General features: G+C 41.6%; 20 protein-coding genes and 1 other RNA gene. 13 read left to right on the top strand and 8 right to left on the bottom strand.

The annotated features are described in order from the left end of the window. The first annotated feature begins 27 nt into the window (after positions 1–27). Positions 28–411, top strand: a complete 384-nt coding sequence (locus tag G5S32_RS03545; RefSeq protein WP_165310519.1) for a Rid family detoxifying hydrolase — start codon at positions 28–30, stop codon at positions 409–411. Between the two features lie 54 nt (positions 412–465). Here the strand turns inward: G5S32_RS03545 and G5S32_RS03540 are convergent, their stop codons facing one another. Then, a complete protein-coding gene (locus G5S32_RS03540) occupies positions 466–618 on the bottom strand; it encodes a hypothetical protein (RefSeq protein ID WP_165310518.1) in 153 nt (50 codons plus the stop codon). Between the two features lie 298 nt (positions 619–916). Here G5S32_RS03540 and recN point away from each other — a divergent pair, with 298 nt between their 5' ends. Further along, a complete protein-coding gene (gene recN / locus G5S32_RS03535; protein WP_165310517.1) occupies positions 917–2,581 on the top strand; it encodes a DNA repair protein RecN in 1,665 nt (554 codons plus the stop codon). Positions 2,582–2,750: 169 nt separating this feature from the next. After that, positions 2,751–3,113 (top strand): outer membrane protein assembly factor BamE, encoded by a 363-nt coding sequence (bamE, locus tag G5S32_RS03530; protein WP_165310516.1) that lies wholly within the window; start codon positions 2,751–2,753, stop codon positions 3,111–3,113. 127 nt (positions 3,114–3,240) lie between these two features. Here bamE and G5S32_RS03525 read toward each other — a convergent pair whose 3' ends face one another. Then, the gene (locus tag G5S32_RS03525) at positions 3,241–3,555 is read right to left on the bottom strand and encodes an RnfH family protein (protein WP_165310515.1); all 315 of its coding nucleotides are present in this window, start codon (positions 3,553–3,555) and stop codon (positions 3,241–3,243) included. Continuing rightward, positions 3,555–3,986 carry an SRPBCC family protein gene (locus tag G5S32_RS03520; protein ID WP_165310514.1) on the bottom strand — a complete coding sequence of 144 codons (432 nt, stop codon included), beginning with the start codon at positions 3,984–3,986 and terminating at the stop codon, positions 3,555–3,557. Before G5S32_RS03520 ends, G5S32_RS03525 begins: the two co-directional genes overlap by 1 nt. Positions 3,987–4,157: 171 nt before the next feature. Between G5S32_RS03520 and smpB the strand changes: the two genes are divergently transcribed. The 6 genes from smpB (at position 4,158) to G5S32_RS03490 (ending at position 8,056) form a co-directional block, all read left to right on the top strand. Further along, a complete protein-coding gene (smpB, locus tag G5S32_RS03515; protein ID WP_042489074.1) occupies positions 4,158–4,643 on the top strand; it encodes an SsrA-binding protein SmpB in 486 nt (161 codons plus the stop codon). Between the two features lie 67 nt (positions 4,644–4,710). Next, positions 4,711–5,078: a transfer-messenger RNA gene (ssrA, locus tag G5S32_RS03510) on the top strand. Positions 5,079–5,243: 165 nt separating this feature from the next. Further along, positions 5,244–6,482 carry an integrase domain-containing protein gene (locus tag G5S32_RS03505; protein WP_165310513.1) on the top strand — a complete coding sequence of 413 codons (1,239 nt, stop codon included), beginning with the start codon at positions 5,244–5,246 and terminating at the stop codon, positions 6,480–6,482. A gap of 175 nt (positions 6,483–6,657) precedes the next feature. Further along, entirely contained in the window at positions 6,658–7,128 is a 471-nt protein-coding gene (gene radC / locus G5S32_RS03500) for a RadC family protein (RefSeq protein ID WP_165310512.1), read from the top strand. Next, on the top strand, positions 7,125–7,568 hold the full coding sequence (locus G5S32_RS03495; protein WP_165310511.1) for a DUF2787 domain-containing protein: 444 nt from the start codon (positions 7,125–7,127) through the stop codon (positions 7,566–7,568). The genes radC and G5S32_RS03495 overlap by 4 nt, the downstream gene beginning before the upstream one ends. Positions 7,569–7,612: 44 nt before the next feature. Then, complete coding sequence (locus tag G5S32_RS03490; protein WP_165310510.1) at positions 7,613–8,056, top strand: DUF2787 domain-containing protein; 444 nt, start codon at positions 7,613–7,615, stop codon at positions 8,054–8,056. A 236-nt stretch (positions 8,057–8,292) separates the two neighbouring features. Here the strand turns inward: G5S32_RS03490 and G5S32_RS03485 are convergent, their stop codons facing one another. From G5S32_RS03485 to G5S32_RS03470, 4 genes are all read right to left on the bottom strand, one after another. Next, positions 8,293–10,884 (bottom strand): restriction endonuclease-like protein, encoded by a 2,592-nt coding sequence (locus tag G5S32_RS03485; RefSeq protein ID WP_165310509.1) that lies wholly within the window; start codon positions 10,882–10,884, stop codon positions 8,293–8,295. A gap of 85 nt (positions 10,885–10,969) precedes the next feature. Beyond that, on the bottom strand, positions 10,970–12,805 hold the full coding sequence (locus G5S32_RS03480) for an McrB family protein (RefSeq protein ID WP_246201037.1): 1,836 nt from the start codon (positions 12,803–12,805) through the stop codon (positions 10,970–10,972). 7 nt (positions 12,806–12,812) lie between these two features. Beyond that, a complete protein-coding gene (gene dcm / locus G5S32_RS03475) occupies positions 12,813–14,117 on the bottom strand; it encodes a DNA (cytosine-5-)-methyltransferase (RefSeq protein ID WP_165310508.1) in 1,305 nt (434 codons plus the stop codon). Positions 14,118–14,567: 450 nt separating this feature from the next. Next, complete coding sequence (locus tag G5S32_RS03470; protein WP_165310507.1) at positions 14,568–14,789, bottom strand: AlpA family phage regulatory protein; 222 nt, start codon at positions 14,787–14,789, stop codon at positions 14,568–14,570. A 208-nt stretch (positions 14,790–14,997) separates the two neighbouring features. Between G5S32_RS03470 and G5S32_RS03465 the strand changes: the two genes are divergently transcribed. Then, the gene (locus tag G5S32_RS03465; RefSeq protein ID WP_165310506.1) at positions 14,998–15,180 is read left to right on the top strand and encodes a hypothetical protein; all 183 of its coding nucleotides are present in this window, start codon (positions 14,998–15,000) and stop codon (positions 15,178–15,180) included. A gap of 98 nt (positions 15,181–15,278) precedes the next feature. Here the strand turns inward: G5S32_RS03465 and G5S32_RS03460 are convergent, their stop codons facing one another. Beyond that, complete coding sequence (locus G5S32_RS03460; protein WP_165310505.1) at positions 15,279–16,277, bottom strand: DUF4339 domain-containing protein; 999 nt, start codon at positions 16,275–16,277, stop codon at positions 15,279–15,281. 175 nt (positions 16,278–16,452) lie between these two features. On the opposite strand from G5S32_RS03460, the gene G5S32_RS03455 reads away from it, so the two are divergent. Genes G5S32_RS03455 through G5S32_RS03445 form a run of 3 tightly spaced genes read left to right on the top strand, consistent with a single transcriptional unit; the run spans position 16,453 to position 17,756 of the window. Continuing rightward, positions 16,453–16,611, top strand: coding sequence for a hypothetical protein (locus G5S32_RS03455; RefSeq protein ID WP_165310504.1), 159 nt, complete (start codon positions 16,453–16,455; stop codon positions 16,609–16,611). Between the two features lie 48 nt (positions 16,612–16,659). Further along, positions 16,660–17,394, top strand: coding sequence for a WYL domain-containing protein (locus G5S32_RS03450; protein ID WP_165310503.1), 735 nt, complete (start codon positions 16,660–16,662; stop codon positions 17,392–17,394). Next, entirely contained in the window at positions 17,391–17,756 is a 366-nt protein-coding gene (locus G5S32_RS03445; protein ID WP_165310502.1) for a hypothetical protein, read from the top strand. The genes G5S32_RS03450 and G5S32_RS03445 overlap by 4 nt, the downstream gene beginning before the upstream one ends. The last annotated feature ends 28 nt before the right edge of the window (positions 17,757–17,784 follow it).

Below are 17,784 nucleotides of genomic sequence, written 5' to 3'. Positions count from 1 at the left end.
ACAAAACGATAAATAACGAGAAATACAATGGCAGAAATACTCAACACAACGAAAGCACCATTAGCAATCGGTCCTTATGTGCAAGGTGTAAACTTAGGCGCAATGGTCATTACCTCAGGGCAGTTACCTATTAACCCTGAGACAAAACAAATGCCTGAAGATGTAGCAGAGCAAACCTTACAATCGTTAAACAATGCTCTTTCTATCATTGAAGAAGCAGGACTAAACGCCACTAACATAGTGAAGACGACGGTATTTGTTAAAGACTTAAATGATTTTCCTATTGTAAACAAAGTCTATGGCGAATTTTTTGAAAGCCACAACGCATCATTCCCTGCGCGATCTTGTGTAGAAGTAGCAAGACTACCGATGGATGCAAAAGTGGAAATAGAAGTAATAGCAACCCAATAGTCGCGATTTTCGAGACAATAAAAAAGACGCTTTAAGCGTCTTTTTTATTTGAATTTATGCAATGTAAGTTAGACCTAGCACACCAACAACAGCGAGCGTCGCGACAAACATTATAAGGCTGGATAATTTGTCAGCCAATGTAGATTGCGAATTACTTTTTTCTAAAGAGTGCTTCTTATCGAAAATAGAAATTAGTGCTGAGTTCATGATTTACTGCGCCTTGTCACATTTTATACATGGTGCGCATTCTAACTTTTTTGTGAACTTCGTCAAACTATTTAATGCACATTTCGTAATCAATAATTCCATCTCGATAAGAAAATAGCTACCTAAAACGAGCAAAAGACTTTGGCTTGCAAAGTGGGAACCTGATTGTTCAGTCTTCAACCATGCAAGTACACTTTTTAATCACACCATTTTTTTAGTATAGGTATCTTTACTGTATAAAGAAACAGTATATACTGTTCAAAAATACAGTATTGTTTAACTATACAGGTGATGAAAAATGCTGGCTCATTTAAGCGTAAACAACTTTGCAATCGTGAAATCTTTGCAGCTTGAGCTTTCACAAGGAATGACAACTATTACTGGCGAAACTGGCGCTGGTAAATCTATTGCCATTGACGCCCTAAGTTTATGTCTTGGTGGTCGTTCAGAAGCCGGTATGGTTCGACAAGGTGAAGACAAAACCGAAGTCAGCGCCTCATTCATCTTAGACAACAACATTAATGCGACACGTTGGTTGGAAGATAACGACCTTTTAGATGGTAAAGATTGTATTCTACGCAGAACCATCACTAAAGACGGTCGTTCACGCGCATTTATCAACGGCAGCCCGGTTCCTGGCTCGCAACTAAAAGCTCTGGGTCAACTGTTGATCAACATTCATGGTCAACATGCTCATCAACAATTGATGAAACCAGAACAACAACTGGCAATGTTGGATCAATACGCCAACCACACCAATCTATTAAAAAGTACTCGCGTGAGTTATCAAAACTGGCGTCAAGCGAATAATCAGCTCAAACAGCTAAAAGAAAACCGTCTACAGAATCAAGCTCAATTACAACTTTTGGAATACCAAATTAAAGAATTGAATGAGCTTTCAATTGGTGAAGAAGAGTACAGTGAGATTGAACAAGAACATAAGCGCTTATCTAATAGCGGTGATCTTGCTTTGAACTGCCAAAAAGCAATCACACTGATCGATGAAGGCGAAGAAGTTAACGCGCTAAGTCTGTTGCAATCCACCAGCCATACCTTAATTGAATTGGCAGAGATGGACAGCTCTCTATCTGCATTACCAAATATGATTGCGGAAGCAATTATCCAGCTTGAAGAGGCGAATAACGAGCTTCGTTCTTATCTTGATCATATTGATGTCGACCCAGAACGTATGGCTTACGTGGAAGAACGTTATTCAAAAATCATGTCTCTTTCTCGTAAACATCATGTTCTACCAGAAGAGCTGTATCAACATCATCAAGAGCTTTTAACGCAAATTGAACTGCTTGATAGTTCTGATGAAAAGCTGGCTGAACTTGAAGCTGACGTGACAAAACAATATCAAGAGTTTCTGGCTCAAGCGGAAAAACTGAACAAGTCACGTACGCGCTACGCGAAAGAACTAGATAGATTAATTAGCCAAAGCATGCACGAATTAAGCATGGAAAAAGCGCAGTTTAAAATTGATATTAGTAGCCAAGCGGACCACCCAACGCCACTGGGTATCGACTCCATCACTTTCTTGGTTTCAACCAACGCAGGTCAACCGCTTCAGCCGATTGCTAAAGTGGCATCAGGTGGTGAGCTTTCACGTATTTCTCTTGCTATCCAAGTGATCACTGCGCAAAAAGTGGATACCCCAAGTTTGATCTTCGATGAAGTAGATGTGGGAATTTCAGGTCCAACTGCGGCTGTGGTTGGTAAAATGCTGAGAAAACTAGGTGAATCAACTCAGGTACTTTGTGTCACACACTTACCTCAAGTTGCTGGTTGTGGTCATAACCAAATGTTTGTTGCGAAGCAAACCAAAGGCGGTCAAACCGAAACGCAAATGATTAAACTCGATAACGAGCAGCGTGTTTCTGAGCTAGCACGTCTACTTGGTGGCAGTCAGATTACTGAATCAACATTAGCCAACGCAAAAGAGTTGCTAATTGCTGCATAAACAACAAAAGCAGTCTAAACCATAAAACTAGTGATTTTTTATCTGCTGTTTGCAACTAAATTCAAAATTCGCAGTCTCAACTAGCTCATAGCGATTTGATGTTTTTACATTCGCTGCGAGCTTGTTTATTATCTTGCGAGTTTTGTTTACGGTTTATAGAAGTTTGAATATGCAGTTTACCAAATGGCTGATTGCCATTCCCCTAGCAGTGACGACCTTGTCTGGCTGCTCATTACTAGAAAAATTGGTTTATCGAATCGATATCAATCAAGGCAACTATGTTGAACAAGAAGCCGTAAATAAATTGAAATTTGGTATGAGCAAAGAGCAAGTACGTTTTGTTCTCGGTTCTCCAATGCTGATAGAAAATGGTTATCCAGATACTTGGTATTACATCTATCACCATACCGAAGGTCATAAAGATTCAGAGCAGAAAAATCTTATCGTAAAATTCAATCCAACAGCTGGAACTCTGACTGATGTTTCTGGTGATTTCCCAGCCGGCGATGCGTTTTTCGAAGGCATAAACTGATCTGTTTTAGATATTGAGTTTTCGAGTGCTTTAATTTTTCGAAACAAAAATGTTTGCACAACATCAAATGTAAAAAAGAGCTTGTTAATACAAGCTCTTTTTTACTTTCCAATTTATCTTAACTAACTTACTTAGCATTGGCCGCTTGAGCTCTTTGCTGTTCAACGCGCTTACGACGGATTTCTTTTGGATCTGCCAATAACGGGCGATAGATTTCAATTCTATCTCTGTCACGTACAGTCGAATCCAGTTTCACATTTCGGCTAAACACTCCGACTTTGTTAACCTTCAAATCAATCTCAGGGTACAATGCCAAGATGCCAGAAGTTTGAATAATCTCTTCTACGGTCATATCTTTGCTTACAACAAGATTCAACACTCGCTGCTCATTTGGTAGAGCATAAACCACGTCTACGTGGATGATATCGGATTCAATACTCATTATGCGTAAACCTGCTTTGCACGTTTAGTGAAGGCATTTACCATATTACCGGTCAGCTCGTTAAAAATTTTTCCAAAAGCCAATTCAATCATCTTGCTGGAGAATTCGAACTCTAACTTCAATTCAACCTTACAAGCCTGCTCGTCCAATGGCGTAAAATGCCATCCACCACGTAAGGTTTTAAATGGACCATCAACCAAATTCATCACGATTGATTCTCCGTGGCGTAATTCGTTTGATGTCGTAAATGTTTTGCTGATACCTGCTTTCGATACATCGACCGACGCGATCATTGCTTCAGATGATGATTCCAATATACGAGAACCTGAGCACCCCGGCAAAAATTCAGGGTAGCGAGCGACATCATTAACTAAATGAAACATCTGCTCTGCACTAAACGACACCAACGCAGAACGACTAATTTGTTTCATCTTTACTCCTCATCATTACCCAGACATATCGGTTAGAGCTGATTGTACTGTCATACTTATGTCACCTCAAGTAACTGCACATTGCTACTTGTTAGACGGCTCGGTTAACCTTATGCTACGCAAAGAAAAGCATTTCCTATCTAATCACCAAATCCGTATAATGCGCCCACTATGGTAAAGAAAAATTCAAAGACAAAAGCGGGTAGCAACACTATCGCGCTTAATAAAAAAGCTCGCCATGAATACTTCATTGAAGATGAAGTAGAAGCAGGGCTTGAGCTACAAGGCTGGGAAGTAAAATCACTTCGTCAGGGCAAAGCAAATATCGCTGAAAGCTATGTTTTCATGCGTGACGGAGAAGCTTTTGTTTCTGGTATGACAATTACTCCGCTACAACAAGCCTCTACACATGTTGTAGCTAACCCTACTCGCGTTCGTAAACTGCTATTAAGTCGTCGTGAACTCGACAATCTTTTCGGCCGAATTAACCGCGAAGGTATGACTTTAACAGCGTTGTCTCTTTACTGGTCTCGCTCTTGGGTAAAACTCAAAGTTGGCGTTTCTAAAGGTAAAAAGCTTCATGACAAACGTGATGATTTAAAAGAAAAAGATTGGGCGAGAGAAAAAGCACGCGTAATGAAGAGCTCATTGCGTTAATCTTGACCAAACAGACGCACAGCGCTAGACAGGCAAAGCTTTTCTGGTACTATGCATCAACAACCTTGGGGCTGATTCTGGATTCGACGGGAATTTTGAAGTCTGAGGTGCATGCCGAGGTGCGGTAGGCCTCGTTAACAAACCGCAAAAAAATAGTCGCAAACGACGAAAACTACGCACTAGCAGCTTAATACCCTGCTCGGAGCTCTCTCGCCCTAGCTTCCGCACGTAAGACGGGGAATAACGAGGGATCAAACCCAAACGCGCTAGCTCGGATTCTCCCGCCTGAGAGATGAACGGCGAATTATAATTCAGGATAGTCATTCATTAGCGTGTCGGTTCGCAGATGGGTGGCGAAATTAAAGATCGACTAAGCATGTAGTACCAATGGTGAATGATTTTCGGACGGGGGTTCAAATCCCCCCAGCTCCACCAATTCATAGTTTAAAGACGTCCTAGGGCGTCTTTTTTCTTGCCTGCAACAACGTAAAATCAATAACTTAGCGTTCATCAACGTCCAATAACATCTTTTGACATCTTTGACTTTTAGTAACCACTGTAGTAACCATAGACTATAGATACTAAATTATGGTTACTACAATGCCTAGAATCACCAAACCTTTAACAGCAACAGAAGTTAAGAATGCAAAACCAAAAGAAAAGGAATACTGCCTTTCTGATGGACAAGGATTACAACTCCGCATACTTCCTAGTGGCTCCAAACAATGGCAACTTAACTACTACCGCCCTACAAATGGAAAACGAGCTAATTACAATTTAGGTCGCTATCCCGATGTTAACCTTGCACATGCAAGAAAAAGCTCATTACTAGCAAAAGAGCTGATCGCTCAAGGGATCGATCCTCAAGAACAAAAGCAGAAGAAACAGCAAGAGTATAAAGAGACTCATGAAAATACATTTGAAAATGTATCTAAAGAGTGGTTTGAAATTAAAAAAGACTCAATTACTCCTGACTATGCTATTGATATCTGGCGTTCATTAGAACTACATGTATTTCCAAAATTGGCAAAAACGCCAATCAAGGATATAAGCGCTCCATTAATAATAGAACTATTACGCCCTATAGAAGCAAAAGGGAGTTTAGAAACAGTTAAGCGCCTAAGTCAGCGGCTAAATGAAGTAATGAATTACGCGACAAACTGCGGTCTAGTTCAAGCAAACCCATTAAGTGGAATAAAAGCAGCCTTTAAGAAACCCAAAAAAGAAAACATGGCAGCATTAGCTCCAGCCGAATTACCAGAGCTAATGAATGCGATTGCTCATGCAAGTATTAAACGAACAACTCGTTGCTTAATCGAATGGCAACTCAATACGATGACTCGTCCTTCAGAGGCATCAGGTGCTAGATGGGAAGAAATTGACGTCGAGGAAAAAATTTGGACAATTCCTGCGGTGCGAATGAAGAAGAGACGGGATCACCGCATTCCTCTTACTGAACAAATGTTGGCTATTTTAGATGTGATGAAGCCTATTAGTGGGCATAGAGAGTTTGTTTTTCCTTCTGACCGCGATCCTAAGAAACCATGCAATAGTCAAACTGCCAACATGGCTTTAAAACGAATGGGCTTTGCTGGGCGATTAGTTAGCCATGGTCTACGCTCCCTTGCTAGTACGACTCTCAATGAGCAAGGTTTTGAGCCTGATTTAATTGAATCTGCACTAGCACATGTAGATGACAACCAAGTTCGTAGTGCTTACAACCGAACAGATTACATCGAACGCCGTAGACCTATGATGTGCTGGTGGAGTGAGCACATCGAAGAAGCGTCTAAAGGTAGCCTATCAGTAACAGGAACCAAGCAGTTAAAAGTAGTTTAAGTACTACTCATTACTTTTTCAAAACGGACACCTATTGAGGTCATAATCTATTGATTTCAATAGGTTCAATTTATCTATCTTATCAAGGTTACCTTCCAAAACTTTTCAAATAGATATTACTGACATGATGCAGCGCATAAAGCGTTTTTGATTTTTCAATCATTGGAGAACGAACATGTCAGAATCATTGATTACCTATCCTATTACTATCCATTCCAAGCAAGAAGCCATTGATGTTGCAAATAACATCATCAGAGAATCCTTTGCTGGTGGCGATACTTATTGCAATCCAGAACAAACGAAGAAGTACCTTACCTGTCAGCTAGGCTCATACGAGCGTGAAGTGTTTGCAGCTATGTTCCTTGATAACCAACATCAGTTACTCGAATTTAAAGAGCTGTTCCAAGGCACTGTAGACAGCGCAAGTGTTTACCCAAGAGAAGTAGTTAAAGAAGCATTGAAGTGCAATGCTTCCGCTGTGATATTCGCCCACAATCACCCTTCAGGTATAGCCACTCCATCCAGTGCAGATAGACGTATTACTGAGCGATTGAAAGATGCGTTATCGCTGGTGGATATCCGAGTATTAGACCACATCGTTGTTGGTAGAGAATGCGTCTCACTAGCAGAGAGAGGCTTATTATGATTGAACAACACTATGGTGATATCAAAGTCCCTAAGCATCTACACAAACAGTTAGAGCGAATACTAGGACATGCACCGATACCAAATAACACGGAACGTCTGATTATTAACTGTCGGCAGAAAAGCTACTACCAGACTCGTAAAGGAGCACATCCTGTTGAAATACAGCTCAAGAGAGTTAACAGCTCTGATAAATGGAACATTGTCTTCTTTGCTAGCTTTTCCTACCCCAATGAACATGCAAGCAAAGTAGAGCCTGAGCTGTATTTCCATCTAACCAACAAATGGTGCTATCAACCAGACACAGGTAGTGTTGACCTTTCAACTCCAGAAGCAAGCGAGCGATTAAACTCTTGGATGCATGCCTTAGATAGGCACCTGCTTCGTAATCTATTCGATAAAGTGTTAGTCACCATTCTCGCCACTCACGACGAACAATAAACCACCCATTTTTACTTTTGATCCTATAACTAGGAGGGTTCACTATGCCTAAATTATCATTTACTCCAGCTTTACTACCGATCTCCAGCAAGCTTTTTGAGCTACTAAATCAGCATTACGAAAAGCAACTAGAAGCTAATGAGTCACTGTCCACCAGCCGACATATTGTATTTAACTTTCGAGACAGAAGTTACAGTGCTGAAGAAGGCGGCTATCACCCTGTTGAAATAGCGATTCGTCAGTCATCCAATAACCAATGGTCTATCGAATACATTACCGATTTCACTTATATGGGAAATTACTATCCCGAACTAGAACGCAATTTAGATTTTGATTTTCGGTCAGAAAAGTTCTTTATTGCTTACAAAGGTTGGCTGGCGATGGATACTCGCAGTTCAGCTAAACAGCTTTATCAGTTATGGGAAAAGAATTTTCTGGCATATGTTGATATGGAAGCATTTGATGAAGTTAAAGTAACACCACTGTAGCTTTCATTGCGGTTAAAAATAACCCAGCAGCGTAATGCTTACTGGGTTATTTTTTTGTTTTAAAGACCACTTGTAACAAGAAAATGGACAGAAATACGTCATCGTAACAGCTTTCCTTTGCCATAGTTTTACTCTATATAGTTTGATTACATTTTTTTACCATAAAAAGTGTCTATGGAGCTCAGGCCGAACCAGTCACTCACTATACCTTCTGCATAATTGAAACGCCCCTTTACTTACACCATTGCCTCTTCGTAAACTTTTTCAACCTCGGTAAACTTAGTGACGCTCTCTAAGCGAGTTAAGGTTGTGAGTTTCATTGAGTTCTTCATTGGACGATGTGGCACTTTGGTCACTGGCGTTTGCAGTGATAGCGGCTTGCCTAGCTCAAATAAATAATACAAATCAGCCAAGCCTGACTTCTTACCAGCTTGATCTTCGGTAATGGCATAGCGTGGTAACACTGTGACTCGTTTAACCGGCCAAAGTTTGTCAATTTGCTTGGTTGAACTTTGAGTGTCTGAAGTAGACGCCAACGCTAAATAGCGAATTTCCTCGGCAATATGTTGCTTAAATTTCTTCAAAAACGTGCTTTGCGGCAGGTGATACCACTGCGCTGTACCCTGCTCAAATTTTTCAAAGTAGCCATTATCACGACAACGTTGCCCACCTAATGCCAATGTCATCGTCAAATCGGGGTACAGCACTTGCTTCATGCCAGCGTACGGAATTCTAGCGGCTTCTTGTACGTAGAGCCTTTCCGCCATGCCTGCCACAGGATACATGGCCTCATTGCCTTGCACTAATTGTGCATTCGGTGCTGTGCCAATTTGCGCTTGCAAGAATTCTAGCAACCACTGATGGCCCGAATAACTGCTCTTAGTCTGGGTAGGATCAATTTGACTAGGCTCATCTTGGCTAGGTAAGAGTGCAAATGCACCAATACCCACTTCTTCTATCGCAGCTGCATAGGGGTTGGATTTGATGGTTTGATCAAAAAAGCCTGGGTATAAAGCAAACGCACCAAAAACGGGACGGCTTTTTTTAGCAGGTTGCCCTTCGATTTTACTGGATGGAGACTCAGACAAGCGCGGCTCTGATAGGCGAATCAAGGCATCCCGATAACGGTGCATTTGGTTAATGGCATCGTCTGGTACGTAATCCGTACTTTCAATATCTTCATTGCTGTCATCAAAGCGGTTTTTTTCGGTTTTAATACGATACTTGGCATCAAACAACCAAATAAACTGCTTTTCTTCTGATGAGTCTGCTTTTGTTAAATGGGCGCTTTTAGGCAATGTCACTTCCAACACAATATCCGGCTCTTGGTTAACTAAGTACGAGCGTATTGATTGGCCCTTTTTGGTAAACTTAGGCTCGTGTGCCAGCCTAGCGGTCACACCATCGCTGCGTTTAAAACGGAATGCTCCAGCAAAAGCATCTTTTAGTTGGTACTCAAAAAAGTCATTTTGGGCGAGCTTAGCCGCACCGTTTTCCACCAATTCAAAGCCAAGATCCTGCTCTAAAATCTGCTTCAAACACAAAAAGCACCACACTTCGTAAATCTCGGCCACTGACTTCATCGAAATGCTCGACTGATTGCCAAATGCATCTAAATAAAATTCCAGCTCCTGCCAAATACGATACACCGCGCTGTAACCCGTTTTTTGCTGTAGCACTAACGACTCACGATTTAATCCTGTGTATGCACCAACCTCTTTTAAAAAACTTTGACCTAACACTTTTTGCAGCGGTTGTTGCCAACTATGTAGCTCATTTAAAAATGAATCCGACAAACGTTGCCGTTCTGGTGCTTGGTTACTTTTCCTCAGCTTTTGTTCAAACTCCGCTAATTGCCGCTTGCTTTTACTCACAGCCATTTTGATAAAGCGGTTTTCTGGGGTATCCACACTCAGTTGCTTTTTTTCGACTGAGTAGCGTTTATCGTACTGGCCATTCGCAAAGTCTTGCTTGACCTGCTCTGCTAACTTACGAGACAAACGGCCTTTTAATTTGGCCGCTTTAATATTGGCTACCGTTGGTTGCAAACGGCTATGCGGTGCGGCACAAATCACTTTTAAGCCTTGCTCAAAACGCTCCCTTAATGCGGCAAAATTAGCTAACCACATCAGTGGAAAATGCCCGCGTTGCTGGCTAGTCGCTGCATCCTGCTCTGTTTTTTCTACTAAGCTAAAGCGCCAAAGTGGATAAATCTTGTCAATATCTAGGTACATGACTGGTAGATCTTGGTGCAGAGCCATTTTGGTTGGCAACACTTCAAAAGCTATATGCTGAGTCTGTATTTTACCATTGAGCTCAAAGGTGAGAGGCAAACGTAACCACCCCACATCATTGCCGGTATTGATGGTACCGGTTAAACGTGCAGGCACTACGCCCCTTGCGGTTTTTACTTCAGGGGCAAAACGGAACGCCTCATTCATTCTTTGGCTGCGATGGGTTAACCGCGCATTAGTGACTTCACTAAAAAAGACCCACTCAAACTGGTACTGAGTATTCTCAAAAAACAGCGGGGAATTTAATGTCAGCTCAGCATGTTTCGCTAAGCCATTAGCAACAAGGTCATTTTCGGCTAAGTCCCTTTCATCTAACCCACTTTGTACTAAACCATTTGCAACTAGCCCTTGCGGTTCAATAGCATTGCTCAGCTGCGCCGCTGGCGCAAAGCGCAATTCGTAGCTTGGTTGTGCATGATTAGCGCTCGCCCTGTGCGCCATGGTTTTCTTGTACACGCTCAACCGCTGGCTAATATCATTCGCCCAGACCGAAAACTCAAAGTCAGGGGTTTGTAATCGTATTAACTCCGGCATTCCCTACCACTCCTTACACCATCACTGTACGGGTTCTGCTTATAGGTTGCATTCATTGCAGAAGGCATCAAACAGCACCGACTCATTAAGGCCAGAAACTGGTAAAGGTGGCACTGGCTAATCGCTCGCTCATCCACTGCAACTTAGCTTTTGAACGGCAAGGTATGCGAAGTACTTTTTCCTCATCAGTAGCACCATCGGCCACGATTTTCTCGCGATACAAGTCAGGGCGTTGATTGGCTTCGTCTGTCTCAGACACGAACCAAATAGGGGCTAACTGGTCTGCCAGCACAGCGCTAAGTTCTTCCAGCAAATCCTTGCGATTTGATGTTGTCAGCTTGTCGGTATCGCCTTCGATACGCGGCAGAACCTTACACATCATAAAGTCGTCCCATACGGCTTTTAAGGTCAGGTCATCTTGTGGTTGGCTACTAGCAACCGCTAGAAGAAGTTCATTGAGCGCACGGAACGCCAACTCAAACGGTGTATTTTTTAGCACCGCATTAACGGCCGATAAAAACGCAACCGTTTTTGTGCCATCAACATCAAAAGTATCAGCTAAATCCGCTTTGCTGGCGTTTGACCAAGTGGGATAGCTAAGGCGCTTGTTGCAATTAGTTGGAGTGAAAAAATCGTTATAGTCGTTAGGGAAAAACGCACCAAAATCAAAGCTCAGCGCTCGGTCAATCACCTTGCGTGAAAAGCCGTGCGTGGTTTCATCCATATTCACCGTACCAGCAACCAGCAGGTTAAACGGAATGCCTAAACCATATTGGCAAATGTCTGCCCATAGTTCATCGTATTGCGCACCATCAAAGCCAAGCGCTTCGCGTAACGTTTCTTTATCAGCGACTTCTTTAATGGTGGCGGGTTTTAATAATGCATCACTGCTGTAGGTAAAGTGATCACCCGACCAACGCCATTCGCGAGTTTCTAGCACCGATAAATAATCAGCAAAATACTGCTCAACAGGAGCAAGGTTCATTTCATCCAAGCACAGCCAGTAAGGCAGTACCTTATCTAACTCATCGCGTTCGCCTGCTACGACGAAACGCTTACCTTGGTCTTCGCTCTCTTGAACCTCAATGGTCAAGCCTCCATCAACAATGCCCCGCCATGCTTTGGCGATAAACTGTAATACATCAGTGGTTATGTATTCAGCAGCATCATTTAAGCGTGAGATATAACCAAGTAAATCACTTGGTTCATGCCAATCGGGGCGCACCGAGGTTAAACAATAGGTTTCTGCAAACTGCTTAGAGGTTTTTGCTTGTTCACGCACAAAGCGGGTTTTACCTGTGCCAGAGATGCCAGCTAGAAGAAGGAATGGTTTGGATAAATCCGTTCTAACTAAGCTAAAAGGCTTTTCAGATTTATTTTTTACATACAACTTTATTGATATAGGTTTCTGACTAGGCTTAACGATAAGAGCTGTTACACCGTATGAACTTAAAATATCTACAGCAGCCCTAAGCTCATCTTGCTGCTTCTCTACGCCACCACAAGTCAAAAAAGCAAATCTAGTTTTTTCACTACTTCTTTTTCCAAATCGTTTTAAAACCGTTTGCCATTCATTAATGCTTGAGCTAGTGCACTCAAATTCATCACCTAAATATGAAATTTTAAAAATCCCATTCTCAAGATCTTTTTTTGCACCTAAAACAGAGATATCAGTCAACTCGACAAATACACTAAGTACATCATCTTCTGATATATACCTCTGTTTCTTACTGTAATTGTTTAAAACTGTATCCTTAATGTAATTGCGAGAGAGAGGCTCTCCAGCAATTCTTATTAATTCAGGATCATTTTCAAGTTCATCTTGAAACTTACCAGACCTAGCTGAATCAAGCCCCATATAACCAACTTCGTCGGCTTTGGAGAAAATATAATCAAAAACCTCGTCCCTATTTCCTTTCATATATTGATCAATCCTGTTTTAATAAAAATTCTCTGATTGATGTTGCCACCTCATATGACAACATAGGTGGTACTGCATTACCTATTTGCATAACATTTGAAGTAGCAGAATGAGGGAAAATAAAAGAGTCGGGGAATGTCTGTAGGCGAGCACATTCCCTGATAGTTAGCCTTCTATCTAATTCATAATGAAATTGGACTCGAGACTTAGCGTTTGCCCTAATTGTATAAGAGGGTTCGTCTGCTTTGCAGTGCTCATCACCTTGCCCATTCCCTTTCTTAGCTTTTGATGCCTTGAAATACTGGCTTTGGTTGGGAATAGTCTCATCGATGACTTTTTCCAAATCTTCAATTGCCCATTTAGTTCCGCGATGCATACCAACAAATTTAGGTTCTGGCTTTAAAGGCTCGCCTTCAAGATCATTTCTGGTGCAAACAAAAAACAGCCTTCTCCGACTTTGTGGCACACCATAATCTGGAGCAAAAAGATCCCACACTTGGACTTTATAACCTTGCTCTCTAAAATCATTAACTATAGTTTCTAGCACTGCACCTTTTTGCATCCGCGCTAAATTAGGAACATTTTCAGCGCATACAATTTTAGGTTTGTGATGTTGCATATATCTAACCAAAACTTTGTATAGTTGTCCCCTGTCAGAGCTAAGGCCTCTTTTAGGGCCACAAGAACTAAAATCTTGGCACGGAAAGCCACCAATCAACACATCAGCACTAGGGAAATCATTAACAAGCTCTTCAGATAACTCAACTTGGCTAATAGGTATATCTAAATTTTTCTTTATTGTTTCAACACACTTTTCATCTTTCTCATAAGCAGCCAGAGTTGAGAATGGCTGACTTTCAAAGGATTGATCTTTGTATGTAAAACCACCTTCAAATCCCATATCCAGTCCACCAACACCTGTAAACATTGAGACCAAAGTAAATTTATTTTCTAACAAATCTTTTTTTCCATCATTCAAACTCAAATCACACAATATGTTGAATTTACTATATTTAATTTTCGGTCTAATACTTTTCCCAAAACTCTCAATATCAATGAGACCATGTTTCTCTAACGTTTTAATAGTCCGAGAAAGATTACTTACTGCTCGCCCAGTTAATTCAGATAACTCTGTAATATTTTCAGGTTTTTTATCTGCAATAGTCTTTAGCAAATTCTGATTTTCTTCAGATAGAACCGATGCAATTGATTTAAGGGAGTCAAACCAAACATCTACTTGGTTTATGGAACTTGGACTTTGACCTTTAATGCCAATAATACAGCTAGACACGCCTATACCCACCTCTGACACAAAACACCTTTAATACTAGGTAAATAAACACACCGTATGTTATCAACTAATGATAAGACGTCAACTGCAATCCAGACGCTAATAATCCAAGATGCCGCCTTTAACACTGTACATTCGTGGCGGATGTTGTCGGGCAGACTCAATTTGCGCAGTGGCCGAGTAGCATCGGGGGATTAAGTAGCCATCAGCGCATCGGTGACTTCACGCCAGCCGGTTGGGTGAAACAGGTAGAGGGGGGTTAGGCCCGCAACCATACAAAGGCATCTCAGACAACCATTAAGGATGGTTTTCCGAGAAATCAGTAACGCAATCATATCCAGATTCTCATTATCATAAGTAGGTAAATTAAGAACAAGAGAAGCATTCTACCATTCCTTGTTTGAAAACCTTTGGGCATTTTCATGTTAAAACTTAAACACAGGGGCTTTCAGCCCCTGTCATATAAACATCTTACGCTTTAACCCATTGCTTAATAGTTACACTTTCAACATTTTGTCCACGACTCTGCAACTTCTCTTCCATCCACTCTTCAACTTCCGACTCCAGCCATGCAACCGCTCTATCCCCCAGTGAGATTGTTTGAGGAAAGCGTTCTTCACTCATGAATTTGTAAATGCTTGAGCGGCTTAGTGCTGTGATTGCCATAACTTCTTTTAAACGTAAAAATTTCATTTGAGTATTTCCTTTGGTCATTACTGTTCAAAGAAAATCCGCATCAAATGAAAAAATATTTTTGCTCTCACCCAGCCTTAACCTCCTCACTCATTTCCAAATAAATTCAATGAGATATTACTACCTTGCATAACCTTAAACGGTTTGGTTTGTGATGAACCTTACCGTTGTTATTCACTTGAACATTCGACTTATAAAAGGAAAACACATGAGTAATAAACGAACCTTGGAAGACGCGATTGAGAACACGGTTGGTGTCGCAGCGCTCCTGACTATGGCTCCTATATTTGGTGGTATTGGCGCTCTCACTGCCGCAGGCTTTGCCGTTTCTGCCACGGTTGGTACTGGCGTAGCGGTCATGGACAGCGAAGAAAATGAAGAAAGCAATTAGCAGCCAATAAAACAAAGCCGCTCGATATGAGCGGCTATATTATTCAGGCAAAAAAATAGGAAGCGCTTGGCTTCCTACTTGGTATTGAAGATGGATATTTACTGCACTTTAAATGCTTCAGAGATACAGTCGGTTTGGGCATACGCTTGAGCGTCATTGTTTGCGTTTAACTCACAAATCGTGTCACTGCCAGCATAGCCATAATAGGTGTAATCACAACCACCACTACCACAAGACCAAGAGTTGTAAGCCTTGAAACGATAGTCACCCAGTTGTTCTACATACACACGATTTTCACCAAATTGGTAATCCTTACCGTACTCAGAGCGAAGCTTCATATCCATTGAAAGTTGTAGGCTATTCGCAACGGCTTGAAGGCTAGGTACTTGTTGCGCTGCTAGATGGTTGTTTGAGTGACTTTGATAGCTCGTATATCCATCATCAAAGTATTCCGTGCCATGCAGCGTTAGTACGATGGATACCAGTGAACTGAACAACACAGATAAACCCATCATGGCAAAGGTGTATTTCAGTCGCTTACCTACTCGCGCATGTAAGTAGCAAGGCATGATTAACCACCACCATGACCAACCTGTATATGTATAACCTTCTGTTTTTCTAAACTTCCACCAGTCATACAACCAAACAACAAAAACAATCCCCCAAGACATGGCAACAAAAATGGGGCTTATCCAAAGCTCATATGAATCTTCTCGGCTGTATCCTAGGTAAAGAGCTAAAAGATAAATGAGCACTGACGCAGAAGACGGTGCATAAACCAAAGCCCAAACATCTTTTAGTGTCGCAACAAAACCCAGCAACTGAGGTGTTTCTTTAGGCTCTATGTTTGCTTTCAGTGGTGGTGGAACATTTGCATTCACCACACGCTCTTGGCTAACGTTGGCATCAAGATATTCACTTAATACCGTCTCTCGTAGTGGCATCCAATCACTGAGTGCTTTCGTCCATACCAGAGATAGCTCATTCAGTGACTTGGACTGTATAAGAGCAATCATCTCTTCAAGCGTCACGCCACCGCACTGCTTCCCCCCTTTTTCATAAAACCATACAGCATCTACTGCCTGCTTATCCGTCATAGCTCGTTCCTATTGTGACTACATTAAAGCAGCCAAGAGTAACGAGTCATAAGGCAGCATGTGTCGCACTGCATACGCTAAGCATCAAAATTTACGCCACCAGCTCGAATGCGGCACTTAATGCCACATCGCCGAATAGATTGCTGTTTTCTTTACCGAGAGAGAGGACAAAGCTATGTCATCAACTAACCATTACCCCTATCAACACCACTCAATCTCTGAGTTGTTCGCTCTGCTAAAAAACACGCCCACTCAGGACGTCAAACTCGCGGTAGTCAACGAACTGCATCGTCGTGGTTACAGCGATGACGATATCGAAATCACCCTGCAATAACCCGTAGCAATCCCATCGCATCGACTTACCATCAAACATGGCACGAACATGAAAAAGAAAAAACGATACTCGACACAAGAGCATGTGAAGATCGTGTTTGAGATATTTAAACTCGTTCCTTATAGCCACAAAACGACAGCTCAAGCGATTCAACAACAGTTAATCGAACAAGAAATCTATCGAGACATTCGTACCGTACAGCGCAATCTGCACTTACTGGTATCAATGGGTTTTGTTGACCAAGACACACGAAGCAAGCCTTACGGTTATCAAAACATCAGCAATAAGCTCACACCGTTAGGCAGAAAAGAAGCGTTAATTTTCCAATTAGCGTTGAATCACATTCATGGTCTTCTTCCGAACAATGCGATTAAAGCCCTTAATGGTCGCTTTGAAGATGCCAAGCTTATTCTTCATCCCAATACCGAAAACACCAAAGAGCGACAGTGGCTTAGAAAGGTAATGAGTAAAGCCAATCATCATGGTTTATCTATCTCACAAAGCCTTATAGAGAAGATTACGACCGCTCTTTATCACAATCACTGGATTAACCTTTACGTTGATACAACAGGCTCCAATCCGCTCTATCACATGCCTTTAGGTTTAATTCAAAAAGATACAGGCATTGAGCTTGTTACAGGCGTTTATCGCGAACAAGCGTTAATCACTCACCGCTTTAACCTCAACGATATTCAAGACGTCAAACTATCCACGTTCACCTTTGAGTATCCCGAACACTTCAATTTGAAATCACACTTAGAAACCAAAAGGAAAACACAATGAAACTATTGATATCTACAATCCTAACGACATTCGTAAGTTTAGTGTCATTCAGTGCTTCAGCTAACTTTGAAGCCACCGCTTATGGCTTAAGCCCTCGCGGTGTTGCGATAGAAATCACTAACAACGGCGATACGGTCACTATTACGGATGCGTCCATCAACAACGGGAATTGCACCACGACTCGATTTTTAACCAAAGAAGAGAATCGTCGTCGCTTTACGTCAGGTCGCACTATCCCAACTTGGCCGTTCTTACTGAAATCTGGCGACACATTAAAGGTAGGTAACAGTCATACAAACTGCCATGTGCGTTCATTACGTCTAACAACTGACCTAAATGAAACTATTGATTTTAATTGGTAATGACAAGAATGAATAATTTCTTTAACTC

This window comes from Vibrio ziniensis (genome assembly GCF_011064285.1).
GTDB lineage: Bacteria > Pseudomonadota > Gammaproteobacteria > Enterobacterales > Vibrionaceae > Vibrio > Vibrio ziniensis.
This window is presented reverse-complemented; position numbering and strand designations above follow the sequence as displayed.